Source organism: Nonomuraea sp. NPDC051941 (assembly GCF_044593615.1).
Window position 1 is genome coordinate 145,923 of sequence record NZ_JBIUCF010000019.1, and the last position, 15,655, is coordinate 161,577.

Below are 15,655 nucleotides of genomic sequence, written 5' to 3' on the forward strand. Positions count from 1 at the left end.
GGGGCCTGCCCAGCCCGGGGCAGGCCCCAGCGCTGAGCAGGCCCCAGTGCTAGACAGGCCCCGTTGCGCAGGCTCGCGCTGGGTAGCCCGCGCTGGGCAGGTGCGGGGCAGGTGCGCGGAGAGCGTGAGAAATAGTGCAGGGCGGTCTCGGGGTGGGGCCGATAAGGGTGCTACGGATGCCGGCCGGCGTCACCGCGTGATCGGACAGCGCCGGAGAACCCGCCTGATGCCCAACGCCCCCACCACGAATGAGCTGTCACGCCGAGTGGGGTTTGCAGATGGCCATGGATTGGGCGGGAAGGCGCAGGGAGCGGCCGTCCGCCATGACGGGGTCGTCCGAGGCCAGCAGCACCGTTCCAGAGGGCACCGGCACCCTGGCCGACTCCTGGGCGAAGTTCACCGCCACCGCCAGCGACCCCCGCCACATCACCAGCCACTTCCCCAGCGGATCCACCTCCACCCTGACCCGGTCCATGCGCGGGTCGGACAGCTCGGGCAGGGCCTTGCGCAGGGCGATCAGGTCGCGGTACCAGCACAGCAGCGACCAGTGCTCCTCCTCCTTCACCTCGCTCCAGTCCAGTTTCGAGCGCAGGAACGTGTCCTCGTCCGACGGGTCGGGCGCGTCCCAGACGTACCCGAACCCCTCGAACTCCCGCTCCCGGCGCGCCGCCTCGCTCTCCCGCAGCGCGGTCTCCAGATGATCGGAGAAGAACAGGAACGGCGTGCGCGCCCCCCATTCCTCTCCCATGAAGAGCATGGGGGTGAACGGCGAGGTCAGCAGCAGGCCCGCGCCCAGCTTGAGCGCGGGGACGGGCAGGCGGTCGCCGCCGGGGCGGTTGCCGATCTGGTCGTGGTTCTGGAGGCAGGCGACCAGCCGGTGGCCGGGTACGCCCGTGAAGGGACGGCCGTGGGAGCGGCCGCGGAAGGAGGAGTAGGTGCCGTCGTGGAGCAGTCCCGAGGTCAGCACTTTGGCCAGCGCCGACAGGGAGGCGAAGTCGGCGTAGTAGCCGTGGGACTCCCCGCTCACCGCGCAGTGCAGGGCGTGGTGGATGTCGTCGCACCACTGGGCGGTCATGCCCAGGCCGCCGGCGTCGAGCGAGCGCACCATGCGCGGGTCGTTCAGGTCGGACTCGGCGATCAGGGACAGCGGGCGGCCGAGCGAGCAGGCCAGCGCGTCCACCTCCCCCGACAGCTCCGCCAGCAGGTGTTCGGCGCGGCGGTCGTGCAGCGCGTGTACGGCGTCCAGCCGCAGCCCGTCGATGTGGTAGTCGCGCAGCCACTGAACCGCGTTGCCGATGAAGTACCGCCGCACCTCGTCGGAGCCCGGCCCGTCCAAATTGACCGCATCGCCCCAATAACTGCCCTTAAATCCGGAAAAATAGGGGGCGAAGGGGTGCAGGAAGTTCCCCGACGGGCCGAGATGGTTGTAGACGACGTCCAGGATGACCCCGATCCCCGCCTGATGGCACGCGTCCACGAACGACTTGAGCCCGTCAGGCCCCCCGTACGTCTCGTTGACGGCGTACAGATCCACCCCGTCATAGCCCCAGTTCCGCCCCCCGGGCACGGGCACGACCGGCATGACCTCGACGAAGTCGACCGACAGCTCCACCAGGTGCGGCAGCTTCTCGATGGCCGCCGAGAACGTCCCCTCCGACGTGAATGTCCCCACGTGCAGCTCGTAGATCACCGCCCCACGCAGGTCGCGGCCCTTCCACTCGTGGTCGGACCACGTGAAGCGAGCGTGCTCGTACACGGCGCTCTGCCCGAAGATCCCCTCCGGCTGCCGCCGCGACCGCGGATCCGGGTACGGCCCTTCGCCGTCCACCTGGTACGCGTACCGCGTGCCGTGCGAGGCCCCCGCCACCTCGACCGACCACCAACCCCCTTCCCCACGCGACATCGCGTGAGGTCCGCCCGCGGCGAACAGTTCGACAGCCGTGGCCTTCGGTGCCCAGACCTCAAAGATCATGTCGCTCCAGCAGTGAGACCGGATACTGACCGAGCAGGTGCGCGAGCGGGATCCGCCCCGTGTAGACGCCGCCGGTGAGCAGGTCGCGCCAGATCCCGCCGGGCAGCGTCAGGGACGTGGTGCCCCATCCGCACCGGGCCAGACGCGCGGGAAGCCGGGTGGCGACCGCGACGGCCTGCGGCCGCTCCCCGCGGGCGAAGGCGATCACGTGCGAGGCCGCCGGCCCCTCCGCCCACAGCGGCCGGTACGGCGCCGCTCCCCCGAGACGGCGGCGCAGCCGCAGCGCCTGCGCCGTCACCAGCAGCTTGGCCGCGTCCCACGCGGTCTCGGGTTTGCGGGGGTACGTCACCGGCCGCCGGTTGTCCGGGTCGACCAGCGAGAAGTCGGTCGTCTCGTTGCCCTGGTACACATCGGGCACCCCCGGCATCATGAGCTGCACGAGCTTGGCCCCGAGCGAGTTGGACATGGCGTAGGGCTCGATCCGCGCGGTGAACTCGCCGACCGGCTGCCGCACCGCCGCAGCCGCAAACTCCCGCAACCCGCGCTCATAGGACGGATCCGGATTTATCCAGGAAATGGCGGTCTTGGCCTCCCGCGCCGCCTTGAGCAGGTAATCCGTGAACCGCTCGACCGAGATCGGCCAGGCCGCCATGAGGTTCTGCCAGCCCAGATAGTCCAGATGGGGGTCGAAGCGCACCGAGGCCGACCACGACGCCACCGCCGCGGCCCACTCCTCGGGCAGCTCCGACAACACCGACAGCCGCGCCCGCACGTCCTCCGACCGCTTCGTGTCGTGCGTGGACAGCGTGGTCATCGTGTACGGCCGCAACTCGGCGCAGAAGTCGTGGAAGTCCTCCACCGCCACCCCGAACGCGTCCGGCTCCCCGCCCACCTCGTTGAGGCACGCCAGCGGATACCACCGGTAGAGCGCCGTGTCCTCCACACCCTTGGCCATGACGGGCCCGCACGCCTGCTGGAACCGTATGACCGCCTCGTCCGGGCCGTACAGGACCTCGCGGGCCAGCGGCAGCACGGCGGGCGAGCACGCCTCGGCGGCCAGCTCGACGATCTCGACGGACTCGGGCGGCGGCGGCTCGCCGGGCACCACGTACGCGCGATAGACCGGCATCGCGGCGAGCAGCTCGCGCACGGCGGCGGGGTCCTGCGCGGCGGCCCTGGCCAGGCGTGCGACCTCGGCGCCGAAGAACAGGTCGATCACCTCCCGCTTGGCCTGCGCCATCACGGGCCGGTACTCGGAAGGCTGCCCGGTTATATCGGCAAAAAGCTGGACGAGTGGGGCTTTGCCGTCGGGATCGACGAAGAGCCCGTTCACCCGGTTGAGCACGTCGTAGCCGCTGGTGCCGTCGCAGGCCCAGTCGCCCGGCAGCCGCTCGGGCCCGATGAGGATCTTCTCGACCACGGTCCAGGTCTCGCCCACCCTGGCGCGCAGCCGTTCCAGGTAGCCCCGCGGGTCGGCCAGCCCGTCGGGATGGTCGACCCGCAGCCCGTCCACCAGCCCCTCGTCGAGCAGCCAGAAGATCACCTCGTGCGTGGCGAACAGCACCGACGGATCCTCCACCCGCAGGCCGATTAAGGAGGACACGTCGAAGAAGCGCCGGTAGCCGGGCCCCTCGCGCCAGTCGACCAGCCGGTATTGGCCGGGGTAGGGGTAGGTGTGCCCGTGGTAGCGCACCACGTCGCCGTGCACGTACGGCTCCGTGTCGTCGCCGAGCACGGGCAGCGCGACCTTCCCGTCCTGCCAGTCGATGTCGAACCAGCTCGCGTACGGCGAGGCGGGCCCGTCCTTCAGCACGGACCAGAACTGCGCGTTGACCGTGTTCATGTGGTTGGGCACGATGTCCACCACGATGCTCAGGTCATGGGCGGCGAGCTGCTGCGCCATCTCCCTGAACCCCGTCGCCCCGCCGAACTCCTCCCTGATCCTGGAGTGGTCGGTGACGTCGTAGCCGTGCCGCGACTCCGGCGTGGACTGCAGGATCGGCGACAGGTAGACGTGGCTCACGCCGAGGTCGCGCAGGTAGCCGGCGATCTCGGCCACCTGGGCGAAGCCGAAGTCGGGGGTCAGCTGCACCCGGTAGGTGGAGGCCGGCCTAGACACGGCGCAACACCCGCACACTGCGTCCGGGCACCTCGATGGCCTCCCCGCCGCGGCACATCGGCGCGTCGAGCATGATCGGCATGGCGGTGTCGATCTCCGTGTGCCACATTTCGCCGTAGTCCTTGGGGATCGTGAACTTGATCATGTCGTGGTGCGCGTTGAACAGCAGCAGGAACGAGTCATCCCTGATCGGGCGGCCCCGCCGGTCGGGCTCGGTGATGGCGTCGCCGTTGAGGAACACGGCCAGCGACTTCGCGTATCCAACGTTCCAGTCGCCGTCCGTCATCTCCTCCCCGGACGGCGTGAGCCAGGCGATGTCGTTGAGCCCGCGTACCGGCTTGCCGTAGAAGAAGCGCCTGCGGCGGAAGACCGGATGCCGCTTGCGCAGCGCGGCCAGGCTCTGCGTGAACTCCAGCAGTAGCCAGTTCTCCCGCACGTCGGACCAGTCGACCCAGGTCAGCTCGTTGTCCTGGCAGTAGCCGTTGTTGTTGCCCTTCTGCGTGCGGCCGAGCTCGTCGCCGTGGGAGAGCATCGGCACGCCCTGCGACAGGAAGAGCGTGGTCAGGAAGTTGCGTTTCTGCTGCTCGCGCAGCGCCTCGACGGGGTCGCCCGCCGGGCCCTCCTCGCCGCAGTTCCAGGACCTGTTGTCGTCGGTGCCGTCGCGGTTGCCCTCCTTGTTGGCCTCGTTGTGCTTGCCGTTGTACGAGACGAGGTCCTGCAGGGTGAAGCCGTCGTGGCAGGTGACGAAGTTGATCGAGGCCGCGGGACGGCGGCTGTCGTCCTGGTAGAGGTCGCTCGACCCGGTGAACCGGGACCCGAACTCGGGCAGCGTGGCCGGCTGCCCGCGCCACAGGTCGCGGATCGTGTCGCGGTAGCGGCCGTTCCACTCCGTCCACCGCGACGGGAAGTTCCCGACCTGGTAGCCGCCCGGCCCCACGTCCCACGGCTCGGCGATCAGCTTGACCTGCGACAGCACCGGGTCCTGCTGCACCAGGTCGAAGAACGAGCTCAGCCGGTCGACCTCGTGCAGCTCCCGGGCCAGCGTCGAGGCGAGGTCGAAGCGGAACCCGTCGACGTGCATCTCGATGACCCAGTAGCGGAGCGAGTCCATGATCATCTGCAGGACGTGCGGCGAGCGCATGAGCAGGCTGTTGCCCGTGCCCGTGGTGTCCACGTAGTAGCGCGGGTCGTTGTCGACCAGCCGGTAGTAGTCGGGGTTGCCGATCCCCTTGAGCCCCAGCGTGGGCCCGAGGTGGTTGCCCTCGCCGGTGTGGTTGTAGACCACGTCGAGGATGACCTCGATGCCCGCCTCGTGCAGCGCCCTGACCATGGCCTTGAACTCCAGCACCTGCCCGCCGCGCTGCCCCTGGCTGGAGTAGCGGTTGTGGGGCGCGAAGAACCCGATCGAGTTGTAGCCCCAGTAGTTGGACAGGCCGCGCTGCTCCAGGATGTGGTCGGTCACGAACTGGTGCACCGGCATGAGCTCCAGCGCCGTGACGCCGAGCTTGGTGAGGTGGTCGAGGATCTCGGGGTGGCCGAGCGCCGCGTACGTGCCGCGCAGGTGCTTGGGGATCTTGGGGTGGCTGACCGTCAGCCCCCGCACGTGGGCCTCGTAGATCACGGTGTCGTGGTACGGCGTCGCGGGCGGCCGGTCGTGCCCCCACCCGAAGAACGGGTTGATCACGATGGACCGCGGCACGTACGGGGCCGAGTCGGCGTCGTTGCGCGTGTCGGGCTGGCCGAACCGGTAGCCGTAGACCGCCTCGTTCCAGGCCACGCCGCCCTCGATGGCCATGGCGTACGGGTCGAGCAGCAGCTTGGCCGGGTTGCAGCGCAGCCCGCGCGCCGGCTCGTACGGGCCGTGGACGCGGTAGCCGTAACGCTGGCCCGGCCCGATCCCCGGCAGGTAGCCGTGCCAGATGAACCCGTCGACCTCGGTCAGCGGCACCCGCGACTCGACGTTGTCCTCGTCGAACAGGCACAGCTCGACGGCGTCCGCGACCTCGGTGTAGAGCGAGAAGTTCGTGCCCGCGCCGTCGTAGGTCGCCCCGAGCGGATAGGGGTCTCCCGGCCAGATCTCGATCATCGAGGCTCCCTTGCGGTCTCTCCCCATGTTCCGTTCCCCCGCTCACCCGGACAAGCCGCTTTGTTCCTTCCCATCCTCACCAGGTCGTTATTCCAGTTGAACGAGGTGAGCCGTCCCCGACGGCGCGGTATCAGAGGCGGCCCACGCTCAAAGCATGGTTTGCCGGCGCCGATCCCGGCAACGTGGTGGTGCCATGGGCGGCTTCAAGAGCTTCTTACTTCGCGGCAACATCGTCGAACTGGCCGTGGCGGTGATCGTCGGCGCCACCTTCAGCGGCCTGGTGCAGGCGCTCGTCTCCGACCTGATCACTCCGCTGATCGGCGCCGTCACCGGCGGCAGGCAGCCGAACTTCGCCGACTACTCCTTCACCGTCAACGGCAGCCGGTTCAAGTACGGCGACTTCCTCAACCACCTCGTCACCTTCCTGATGGTCTCCGCGGTCGTGTACTGGCTGATCGTGGCCCCGATGACCCGGCTGATCAGCCTGCTCGACCGGAACAAGGACGCCACGACCAAGCAGTGCCCCGAATGCCTCACCGACATCCCCGCCGAGGCCCGGCGATGCGCCGCCTGCACGGTCGAACTGGTGCCGGATTCGGAGAAGCCCGCCTAACTTTGTCCGGCACGGCTTTCCGGTACATGGGTGCCGTGTCGCGCGAGTACGGTGCTTGTCCGTCAAGATGGACCGATGAGCGTTGAGTTGATGGTGTGGGACGAGCCGGTGCCCATCAGCAGGGACCAGGCCCGGGCCACCTATCTGGCGGTCAAGCGGGACTCCCCTGTGACCGGGGAGGCACCCGACGTCGCCAAGGAGCTGCCCGGGGAGGTCACGATCTACCCGGGCCATGTGCTGGTGACGATGGACCTGGACACGATGGACGAGATGTCCGCGCAGGTGTTCACGATCGCGCGGGCGCACGGGCTGGTCTGCTACGACCCTCAGCGCGACCTGGTGCACAACGTGGCGCCCCTGGGGGTCTACGAGGGCATGCAGCTCCACACGGGCGACGGCATGCTCGTCCACGACCCGGACCTCGGCCTGATCCACGACGTCCTCGCCACGCTGACGGCGCAGAACCCGTTCGTGGCCCTGGTCAACTTCGGGCGGCACTTCCTGCAGGTGTCACCCGGCTACGAGCTGGAGTACAAGGAGGGCACGCTCATCCGCACCATGGTGCCCGAGCTGGCGGAGGTGCAGGCCGCCTTCAACGAGTACGCCACGGGCGACCGCTCGTTCCTGACGCGCCACGAGTGGGCCTCCTAGATCACCTACCTGAACAGCTCGGGGTCCACGTTCCCCCCGGACAGCACGACCACCGTGCGCCCGGTCGCGACGCGGCCGGACAGCAGCGCCGCCGTGGTGACCGCCCCGCTCGGCTCGGCCACCAGCCGGGCCGAGCGCGCCAGGTGCCCCATGGCGGCCTTGATCTCGTCTTCCGACACGGTGACGATCTCGTCGACCCGGCGGCTGATGTGCGCAAAGGTCAGCTCGGACAGCGCCGTACGCAGCCCGTCGGCGACGGTCCGGAACGTCCGGGCCGTCCCCCACTCCACGGGGTGGCCGGCGGCCAGGCTCTCGGCGGCGTCGGCGGCCAGCTCCGGCTCGACCCCGATCACCCGGACGTCGGGCCGCAGCGCCTTGACGGCCGTGCCGACCCCGGACGCGAGCCCTCCGCCGCCCACCGGCACCAGCACCACCTCGACGTCGGGCAGATCCTCGACGATCTCCAGCCCGACGGTGCCCTGCCCCGCGATCACCGCCCGGTGGTCGTAGGGCGGCACCAGCGTCAGCCCCCGCTCCGCCGCCAGCTTCTCGGCCACGACCTCCCGCTGCTCGGGCGGTACGACGACGACCTCGGCACCCCACCCTTCGATGGCCGCCGTCTTCACCCGGGGCGTCCCCTCGGGCACGACGACCACGCACGGCACCCCGAACTCCCTGGCCGCGAAGGCGAGGGCCTGCCCGTGGTTGCCGGACGAGTGCGTGACCACACCGTCGGGCCGCAGCGAGGCCACGGCGTTGTACGCGCCCCGGAGCTTGAACGCCCCGACGGGCTGCAGGCTCTCGGGCTTCACCCACGCCTCGCCCATCCGCACGAGCGGCGTCCGCACCGCCACTCCCTTGATCCGCCCGGCCGCCGTCCGAATGTCGTCGATCGTCACCAGCTCCATGCGATCACCCTACGGGCCGCCGGGATGAGGCAGGATCGGAGACTATGAGAACGCTGTACCCGCCCATCGAACCCTACGAGTCTGGCCTGCTCGACGTGGGAGACGGCAACCAGATCTACTGGGAGGTCTGCGGCAATCCCGAGGGAAAGCCCGCTGTCATGCTGCACGGCGGCCCCGGCGGCGGGTGCTCTGCCAAGCACCGGCGCCAGTGGGACCCGGAGCGCTACCGGATCGTCCTGTTCGACCAGCGCAACTGCGGCCGCAGCCTGCCCCACGCCAGCGACCCCGCCACCGACCTCGCCGCCAACACCACCTGGCACCTCGTGGCCGACATGGAGAAGCTGCGCGAGCACCTCGGCATCGACAGGTGGCAGGTCTTCGGCGGCTCGTGGGGAAGCGCGCTGGCCCTGGCGTACGCGCAGCGCCACCCCGACCGCACGACCGAGCTGATCCTGCGGGGGATCTTCACGCTGCGGCCCCACGAGCTGCACTGGTTCTACCAGGACGGCGCCTCCTACCTGTTCCCCGACCGGTGGGAGTCGTTCCTCGCGCCCATCCCCGCCGGGGAGCACGGCGATCTCATGGCCGCCTTCCGCAGGCGGCTCGAAGGGCAGGACGGGGAGGCCAGGCTGGCGGCGGCCAAGGCGTGGGCGCAGTGGGAGGCGGGCGCGATCACGCTGCTGCCCGACCCCGAGCTCGTCGCGTCGTTCGGCGAGGACAAGCTGGCCGTCTGCTTCGCCCGCATCGAGAACCACTACTTCCACCACAGCGGCTGGTTCGAGCCCGAGCAGCTCATCAGGGACGTCGACAAGATCCGGCACATCCCCGCCGTGATCGTGCAGGGCCGTTACGACGCCTGCACGCCCGCGGCCACCGCCTGGGACCTGCACAAGGCCTGGCCCGAGGCCGACTTCCACATGATCCACGACGCCGGGCACGCCTTCAGCGAGCCGGGCATCCTGGACCGGCTCATTGAGGCGACAGACCGCTGGGGTGGATCCGCAGCGTAGCGAGGACATCCACCCCAGCCCGCCGAGCGGGGCTCGGCCAGGTGGACGCCGCTGGATCCGCAGCGTAGCGAGGACATCCACCTCAGCCCGCCGAGCGGGGCTCGGCCAGTGAACGCCGCGCAAGTCGCACCGCAGGGGTGACGGCCCCCACCGACAGCAGCGCGAACAGCGGCGCCAGCGCCAGGCCGAGCAGGAACCCCGCGGCCACGTCGTGCGGATAGTGCACGCCCACGAAGACGCGGGAGAAGGCCATGACCGCGGCCAGCGGCAGCACCACCCACGCGAGCGCCCGCCAGGCGAGCACGAGGGTGGCGGCGGCCCCGGCCGCGATCACCGAGTGGTTGCTGGGGAAGGACCAGTCGCCCGAGGGCGGGCAGGCGGAGATCGTCGTGACCCCGCCCCGGCACGGCCGGTCCTCCCTGATGACGGTCTTGACGACCTCGCTCACCACGTACGCGAACACGACCCCGGCCGGACCCGCGATCACCAGTGCCAGGTCGCGGGCCGGAGCCCGCCACGCCCGGAACGCGGCCGCCGCGTACAGCGCCACGAACAGGAATAACCCGGCATCCGTCCCGACTTCGGCGAGGGTGTGCAGCCACCCGGGCGTGGTCAGGGCGAAGTCGACGATGTCGCGGTACACGTGTGTCCAATCCGTGAATGGGCAATGGACACGACCTTACGAACTCCCGCGGTCAAACACCTCGACCATAAGGCCGAAAGTCGGGAAATATCCTAAGAAAGAAGTTTGCGCGCGAGGGCGGCGTGCTGCATCTCCAGCTCGGCCCTGGTGATGAGCCCCCGGTCGAACGCCTCGGAGGTGGCGTCCCGCTCGGCGACGTAGTAGGCGGCCATGATCTCGCTGCGGAGCGGCGTGAACCCGCGCTCGACGCAGGCGGAGAAGATGGTCACTTTCTGCTCCACGGTGTCCGCGGCCACCGTGCAGGCCAGATCCCGCTCTTTGAGCTGTTGAACCGCTTCACGGAGAGTGACCGGACCATGGGTCCCGTTGAAACTGATGTCGAGGGTGATCTTCACTTCTTTGCCCTTCCGATGGTTTACAACGTTCCGATCAAGGCCGCGTATTCCCAGCTCAGAGCGGGTAGGAGGGCTCTCGTGATCGGAGAGCACGTGATCGTCGGCTACACGAACGACCCGGGCGGGCGCGACGCCCTGGCCCTGGCCGCCGCGATCACCCGGGTCACCGGCGGCGAGCTCACGGTCGCCACGATCTACCCGCCGGGCAGCCCGGGGCTGGCGGTGGAGGCGCAGGCCAACCTGGCGCACGCGGCGGAGGAGCTCGGCCCGATCCCCGCCGGCTACCTCACGTACGAGAGCAGGGGCTCAGGACGCGGGCTGTCGGTGCTGGCCAGCCGTATCAGGGCCGACCTGATCGTGGTCGGCTCGGCCGACGGCGGCCGGCACGGCCGCATCACCATCGGCGCCACCTCCAACCACCTGCTCCACCTGTCGTCCGAGGCGGTCATGCTGGTGCCCGCCCGGTACGTCCCGGACGACGGGCCCGAGCGCCTGACGCTGGCGTACGTGCACCGGCCGCAGTGCGACGAGGCGGTGGAACGGATGGCGCAGGCGGCGCTGCGGCTGGGCATCCCGCTCCGGCTGATCACTCTCGACCTGCGCACGGAGGATCCGGGCAAGCTCAGGGACGACCTCGCGCTGGCCGTGCGGCTGGCCTGGGAGACCACCGGCATCGAGGCGGAGTCGGAGGTGGCCGAGGGCCACGACGTGACCGCCGCGCTGGCGGACGTGGAGTGGCTGCCGGGCGAGCTGCTGATCTGCGCGGCCAGCGAGGACGCGCAGCCGCACCGGGTGTTCCTGGGCGAGCTGGCCATGAAGGCGCTGCGGGCCTCGCCCTGCCCGGTCATCGTGCTCCCCCGCGGCTTCGCCTGACACCGCGCCTGATACCGCGCCTGATACCGCGACTGCCACTGGCGCGCGGAGGCGCCCGAGCCGGCTCCCCGACCGGCTCGGGCGCCTCTTCAGCGCGGCACGAGGTCAGCGGGCCGTGGTGGCCTCGTACAGCTCCAGGTAGCGCTCCGCCATGACGGACGGCGAGAACCGGCGGCGGGCCTCTCTGCGGCACTCCTCCGGGTCGATCTCGTCCACCCGCAGCACCCACTCCGCCAGCTCCGCCTCGGAGTCGGCCAGGAAGCCGGTGCGGCCGTGGTCGATGATCTCGGGCAGGCAGCCGCGGCGCAGCCCGACCGGCGGCACCCCGAGCGCGAGTGCCTCGACGACGGCCGTGCCGCCGGGCTCGTCCCACTGGATGGGGAAGAGCGCGGCCCTGGCCTTCGCGTAGAGCTGGTCCCTGGCCTCGCCGCCCACGGCGCCGACCCACCTGACCAGCTCCCCGTCGAGGTACTGGGACACCTGGTCGAGGTGGTAGCGGACGTCGGGATGGCTGTGCAGGGGGTGGTACGGGTTCTGGACCACGTCGTCCAGCTCGGCGGGGGTGTTCCGGCCGCTGACCGGCCCCGCCAGGATCAGCGGGAGCCCCAGCTTCTGGCAGATCCTGGCCGCCACGTGCTGGCCCTTGAGCCCGCAGATTCGGCCCATGACCAGCATGTACTCACCCCGATCGACCCGCAGGTCGCGGTCGGCGAGCGGGCTGGCCAGGTAGACGGCCCCGAGCGAGGCCGCCCGCAGGGCGTCGGGGGCGCGGGCGAGCTGCGACTCCGAGACGCCGTTGACCGCGATCGACGGCGGGAACGCGCCGTAGAACGCGGGATGCTTGCGCAGGTCCCAGTGCAGGGTGTGCAGGACGGGAGGCCCGCCGAACGCCGACAGGACCGCCGGCCCGACCACCTCGACGTGGTCGTGGACGAGGTCGATGTCGCCGCGGGCGCGCAGCTCGGCCGCCACCCTGGCCTGGTGGGCGTGCGCGATGCCCATGACCTGGTTGTACGGCTTCTGCAACTCGGTGAACTGGCCGTCGTCGTACACGCTGATCAGCTCGTCCACCTCTAGCGTGCTGGCCCCGACGGAGGCCAGGACGACCTCCACGCCGCGCTCGCGCAGCGCGGGCACCAGCGTGGCCACGACGTTCTCGATCCCGCCGTAGCCGGGGGGCGGGACCGCGAGCCACGGCCCCGCGTTGACCAGGACTTTCATGCCACATCCTCCTCTTGTACGAGGGAGGCGAGCGGAGGTCGCTCCGCCACGGCCACGTCCACCAGGTCCGCCCCGTCGATCCCGAACTGCAGCATCGTGTGCGCGGGGCGCTGAGCCGCCAGTACGCGCCCCTGGCGCTCCAGGCGGGACCAGGCGGTGAGCATGATCTGCCCGGCCATCCGGCCGAGCGCGCTCATCGACTGGTGCGTGTGCGTACGGCTGCCCAGGTCCACCTGGGCCATCGCGTCCAGGCCGACGAGCTGGAGCAGGTCGACGAGGAGGCCGAACTCCACCCCGTACTCGGTGACGAACGGCACCTGCTCCAGGACCTCGCGCCTGGCCGCGTACTCTCCGCCGAGCGGCTGGGCGAACCCGGCCAGCTCCGGCCAGAACATATTGATCAAGGGTCGGGCGACCAGCTCGGTCACCCGGCCACCCGCGGCGCGGCGAACCACGCCGTCCTCGCCCGTGAACGGACGTTCGTAGGTCGCCTTGACGAAGCTGATGTCACTGTCCACCAGCAGCGGCCCCACCAGGCCGGACACGAAGTGGGCGCCGAAGTTGAGCAGATCGGCGTCCACGAACACGACGATGTCGCCCCTTGAGGCGGCCAGCCCCTTCCACAGCGCCTCCCCCTTGCCCGTCAAGGGCGGCAGGTGGGAGAGCACCTGGTTCTGCGCCACCACGCGGGCGCCCGCCTCGCGGGCGCGTTCGGCGGTGGCGTCGATCGAGTTGGAGTCGACGACGAGGATCTCGTCGACGAGCGGAACCCGTTCGACGAGGTCGCGGCGGATCACACGGACGATGTCACCCACTGTGCGCTCTTCGTCACGAGCAGGCAGGATGACACTTACCGTGGTGGATCCCTTGGCCAGCATCAAGGCGTCGACCGGCCACTCGGCTGCCGTGCTCGAGTGCGGACCGTACCATTCCTGGATTCTGGCCAAGGCTCGCAGGTTTCTCTCCATGCAGTAAGCCCCGATCTCACGAGGTCACGACTTCTGCCCGATCTATGCGCCTTTGAACCTCTTTGTTTGATGGCGATCAGATGTGGCATATGCCGGAATGTGTCCCCAATGACCCACGTCGGCATCATCGGTGCCGGAAATGTCGCCGCTCGCCACGCAGATGTACTGTCCGGCTTCCCAGATGTCTCGATCGCGGGAATCGCCGACATTGATCTCCACAGGGCCGAGGCTTTGGCCTCCCAGCACGGCGCCCCCGCCTATGGTGACCATGCCGACCTACTCAGCGCCGGCGGTCTCGATGCTGTTTACGTCTGTGTGCCTCCTTTCGCGCACGGCACCCCCGAACATGATGTTCTGGCGTGTAATCTACCGTTTTTTGTGGAAAAACCCCTTTCGCTCGACCTCCAAACCGCAGAAAACATCGCGTCCGAAATCGAACGGAGATCGCTGCCGACCGCGGTCGGCCATCACTGGCGTTATCTCGACATCATCGAACACGCCCGTGACCTGCTCGCGGAGCGCCCCGTACGGCTCGCCCTGGGCCACTGGCTGGACAAGGTGCCGCCGGTCGCCTGGTGGCTGAATCCGAACATGTCCGGCGGCCAGATCATCGAGCAGGCCGTCCACGTGCTCGACCTCGCCCGGGTCCTGGTGGGCGAGGTGTCGATGGTGCACGCCGTCCCCGCCGCCAACCACAGCGACGGCGAGGTGGACCGGGCCACGGCGGCGGTCCTGCGCTTCGCCGACGGCGCGGCCGGGCTGCTGGCCACCTCCTGCCTGCTCACCCAGAAGCACCGGGTGGGGCTGGAGGTGTGCGCCGACGGCCTCGCGCTGGAGCTCAGCGAGACGCGGCTGCTGGTGGACGGCCGGCGGGTGATCGAGGACGACGGCCAGGCGAAGACGCGCGTGGACCGGGAGTTCATCAACGCGGTGCAGGGTAAGGACGCCGACGTACGCGTACCGTACGGGGAGGCGCTGCGGACGCACCGCCTGGCGCTGGCCCTCGCGCAGTCCGCGGCGGAACGGAGGCCGGTGGTGCTGGATGACAGCGACGGACCCCAGCGACCGAGCCGCCGAACGGAGTGAGGCCATGGGCACAGTCCTGAGTATCGAGGCGCCGGGCGAGGTTTGCCTGGTCGAGGAGAAGTTGCCGGGCATTCCCGAGGGTGGGTTCATGCTGGCCACCACCCACAGCGGGGTCTCGGCCGGGACCGAGCTGACCTACGTCAAGGGCACCAACCCGTACCTGTCCTCGACCTGGGACCCGGCGCTCGGGCTGTTCGCCGAGGGCACGCCGTCGATCGCCTACCCGGTGCGCGGCATCGGCTACATGCAGGTCGGCCTGGTGGTCGAGACGCGTACACGGGCCGTGAGCGAGGGTGCGCTGGTCGCGATGTGTTACGGACATCGCACGGCGTACGTGGCGGACCCGATGGCCGACCGGTTCGTGGAGCTGCCGGACGACCTCGACCCCATGCTCGGCGTCTACGTCGCCCACATGGGCCCGATCTGCGCCAACGGCCTCCTGCACGCCGCGCACGACCTGCACGGCCCGGCCGTGCAGCGGCTCGGTGACGGCGTGCGCGGGCGGCGGGTCGCGGTCGTGGGAGCGGGCGTGGTGGGGCTGCTCACGGCGTGCTTCGCGATGGCCTGCGACGCGGCCGAGGTCGTGGTCGTGGACGAGACCCCGGCCAGGCTGGCGATCGCCGCGGCGCTCGGCGCGAACGTCCTTACCGCCGACGAGGATCCCGCCGTGGACCTGAAGCGCCGCTGGCGGCACGGCCGCGACGACCGGGGCGCCGACGTGGTGTTCCAGTGCCGCGGCCAGACCAGGGCGCTGGCCCTCGGGCTCAGGATGCTCCGCCCTCAGGGCACGCTGGTGGACCTCGCCTTCTACACCCAGGGCGCACAGGAGGTGCGGCTGGGCGAGGAGTTCCACCACAACGGGCTGACGCTGCGCTGCGCCCAGATCGGCCGGGTGCCGCGCGGCCTGGCGCACTCCTGGGACAGGGAGCGGCTCTCGCACGAGACGATCGCCCTGCTCAGGCGGTACGGAGGGCGGCTACGCGAGCACGTGATCACCGATGTCGTCGGGTTCGCCGAGGCCCCCCAGTTCCTGTCCGACCTCGCGGCCAGACGCCGGCAGACCGTCCAGGCCGTGCTCAGCGACCACGTCGAGGAGGAGGGCGGCTGACC

15 protein-coding genes are annotated in these 15,655 nt (G+C 70.1%); 6 read left to right on the forward strand and 9 right to left on the reverse strand.

The features are described from left to right. Positions 1 to 256: 256 nt before the first annotated feature. The 3 genes from treZ to glgX are packed head-to-tail and all read right to left on the reverse strand — an operon-like array spanning position 257 to position 6,177. Positions 257 to 1,972, reverse strand: coding sequence for a malto-oligosyltrehalose trehalohydrolase (treZ, locus tag ACIHFD_RS30210; protein ID WP_397369752.1), 1,716 nt, complete (start codon positions 1,970 to 1,972; stop codon positions 257 to 259). After that, positions 1,962 to 4,091 carry a malto-oligosyltrehalose synthase gene (gene treY, locus ACIHFD_RS30215; RefSeq protein WP_397369753.1) on the reverse strand — a complete coding sequence of 710 codons (2,130 nt, stop codon included), beginning with the start codon at positions 4,089 to 4,091 and terminating at the stop codon, positions 1,962 to 1,964. Before treY ends, treZ begins: the two co-directional genes overlap by 11 nt. Then, the gene (gene glgX, locus ACIHFD_RS30220; protein ID WP_397369754.1) at positions 4,084 to 6,177 is read right to left on the reverse strand and encodes a glycogen debranching protein GlgX; all 2,094 of its coding nucleotides are present in this window, start codon (positions 6,175 to 6,177) and stop codon (positions 4,084 to 4,086) included. Before glgX ends, treY begins: the two co-directional genes overlap by 8 nt. A gap of 193 nt (positions 6,178 to 6,370) precedes the next feature. Here glgX and mscL point away from each other — a divergent pair, with 193 nt between their 5' ends. Together mscL and ACIHFD_RS30230 are read left to right on the forward strand one after the other, a co-directional pair. Next, on the forward strand, positions 6,371 to 6,790 hold the full coding sequence (gene mscL, locus ACIHFD_RS30225; RefSeq protein ID WP_350729947.1) for a large conductance mechanosensitive channel protein MscL: 420 nt from the start codon (positions 6,371 to 6,373) through the stop codon (positions 6,788 to 6,790). A gap of 75 nt (positions 6,791 to 6,865) precedes the next feature. Continuing rightward, a complete protein-coding gene (locus ACIHFD_RS30230; protein WP_397369755.1) occupies positions 6,866 to 7,441 on the forward strand; it encodes a hypothetical protein in 576 nt (191 codons plus the stop codon). 5 nt (positions 7,442 to 7,446) lie between these two features. Here ACIHFD_RS30230 and ACIHFD_RS30235 read toward each other — a convergent pair whose 3' ends face one another. Beyond that, positions 7,447 to 8,349 carry a threonine/serine dehydratase gene (locus ACIHFD_RS30235; protein ID WP_397369756.1) on the reverse strand — a complete coding sequence of 301 codons (903 nt, stop codon included), beginning with the start codon at positions 8,347 to 8,349 and terminating at the stop codon, positions 7,447 to 7,449. A gap of 44 nt (positions 8,350 to 8,393) precedes the next feature. Between ACIHFD_RS30235 and pip the strand changes: the two genes are divergently transcribed. Next, positions 8,394 to 9,359: a prolyl aminopeptidase gene (gene pip / locus ACIHFD_RS30240; RefSeq protein WP_397369757.1), complete on the forward strand. Its 966-nt coding sequence runs from the start codon at positions 8,394 to 8,396 to the stop codon at positions 9,357 to 9,359. Positions 9,360 to 9,441: 82 nt separating this feature from the next. Here pip and ACIHFD_RS30245 read toward each other — a convergent pair whose 3' ends face one another. Continuing rightward, a complete protein-coding gene (locus tag ACIHFD_RS30245) occupies positions 9,442 to 10,002 on the reverse strand; it encodes a phosphatase PAP2 family protein (protein ID WP_363962758.1) in 561 nt (186 codons plus the stop codon). Between the two features lie 92 nt (positions 10,003 to 10,094). Then, entirely contained in the window at positions 10,095 to 10,397 is a 303-nt protein-coding gene (locus ACIHFD_RS30250; RefSeq protein ID WP_397369758.1) for a hypothetical protein, read from the reverse strand. Between the two features lie 78 nt (positions 10,398 to 10,475). Here ACIHFD_RS30250 and ACIHFD_RS30255 point away from each other — a divergent pair, with 78 nt between their 5' ends. Beyond that, entirely contained in the window at positions 10,476 to 11,270 is a 795-nt protein-coding gene (locus ACIHFD_RS30255) for a universal stress protein (RefSeq protein ID WP_397369759.1), read from the forward strand. A gap of 105 nt (positions 11,271 to 11,375) precedes the next feature. Here ACIHFD_RS30255 and ACIHFD_RS30260 read toward each other — a convergent pair whose 3' ends face one another. The 3 genes from ACIHFD_RS30260 to ACIHFD_RS30270 are packed head-to-tail and all read right to left on the reverse strand — an operon-like array spanning position 11,376 to position 13,678. Further along, positions 11,376 to 12,491, reverse strand: coding sequence for a glycosyltransferase (locus ACIHFD_RS30260; protein ID WP_397369760.1), 1,116 nt, complete (start codon positions 12,489 to 12,491; stop codon positions 11,376 to 11,378). Next, positions 12,488 to 13,459, reverse strand: coding sequence for a glucosyl-3-phosphoglycerate synthase (locus tag ACIHFD_RS30265; protein ID WP_350729931.1), 972 nt, complete (start codon positions 13,457 to 13,459; stop codon positions 12,488 to 12,490). The genes ACIHFD_RS30260 and ACIHFD_RS30265 overlap by 4 nt, the downstream gene beginning before the upstream one ends. A 42-nt stretch (positions 13,460 to 13,501) precedes the next feature. Continuing rightward, positions 13,502 to 13,678 (reverse strand): hypothetical protein, encoded by a 177-nt coding sequence (locus ACIHFD_RS30270; protein ID WP_364244826.1) that lies wholly within the window; start codon positions 13,676 to 13,678, stop codon positions 13,502 to 13,504. Between ACIHFD_RS30270 and ACIHFD_RS30275 the strand changes: the two genes are divergently transcribed. Further along, a complete protein-coding gene (locus ACIHFD_RS30275) occupies positions 13,625 to 14,545 on the forward strand; it encodes a Gfo/Idh/MocA family protein (RefSeq protein ID WP_397369821.1) in 921 nt (306 codons plus the stop codon). The two genes, ACIHFD_RS30270 and ACIHFD_RS30275, sit on opposite strands and share 54 nt — an antisense overlap. 4 nt (positions 14,546 to 14,549) lie before the next feature. Then, the gene (locus ACIHFD_RS30280) at positions 14,550 to 15,653 is read left to right on the forward strand and encodes a zinc-binding alcohol dehydrogenase (protein WP_397369761.1); all 1,104 of its coding nucleotides are present in this window, start codon (positions 14,550 to 14,552) and stop codon (positions 15,651 to 15,653) included. Positions 15,654 to 15,655: the final 2 nt, after the last annotated feature.

Bases quoted from the DNA above. Each gene is read 5' to 3' on its own strand.
- treZ (WP_397369752.1), bottom strand. From the start codon at position 1,972: ATGATCTTTGAGGTCTGGGCACCGAAGGCCACGGCTGTCGAACTGTTC.
- ACIHFD_RS30265 (WP_350729931.1), bottom strand. From the start codon at position 13,459: ATGGAGAGAAACCTGCGAGCCTTGGCCAGAATCCAGGAATGGTACGGT.
- ACIHFD_RS30230 (WP_397369755.1), top strand. From the start codon at position 6,866: ATGAGCGTTGAGTTGATGGTGTGGGACGAGCCGGTGCCCATCAGCAGG.
- mscL (WP_350729947.1), top strand. From the start codon at position 6,371: ATGGGCGGCTTCAAGAGCTTCTTACTTCGCGGCAACATCGTCGAACTG.
- pip (WP_397369757.1), top strand. From the start codon at position 8,394: ATGAGAACGCTGTACCCGCCCATCGAACCCTACGAGTCTGGCCTGCTC.
- glgX (WP_397369754.1), bottom strand. From the start codon at position 6,177: ATGATCGAGATCTGGCCGGGAGACCCCTATCCGCTCGGGGCGACCTAC.
- ACIHFD_RS30235 (WP_397369756.1), bottom strand. From the start codon at position 8,349: ATGGAGCTGGTGACGATCGACGACATTCGGACGGCGGCCGGGCGGATC.
- ACIHFD_RS30260 (WP_397369760.1), bottom strand. From the start codon at position 12,491: ATGAAAGTCCTGGTCAACGCGGGGCCGTGGCTCGCGGTCCCGCCCCCC.
- ACIHFD_RS30280 (WP_397369761.1), top strand. From the start codon at position 14,550: ATGGGCACAGTCCTGAGTATCGAGGCGCCGGGCGAGGTTTGCCTGGTC.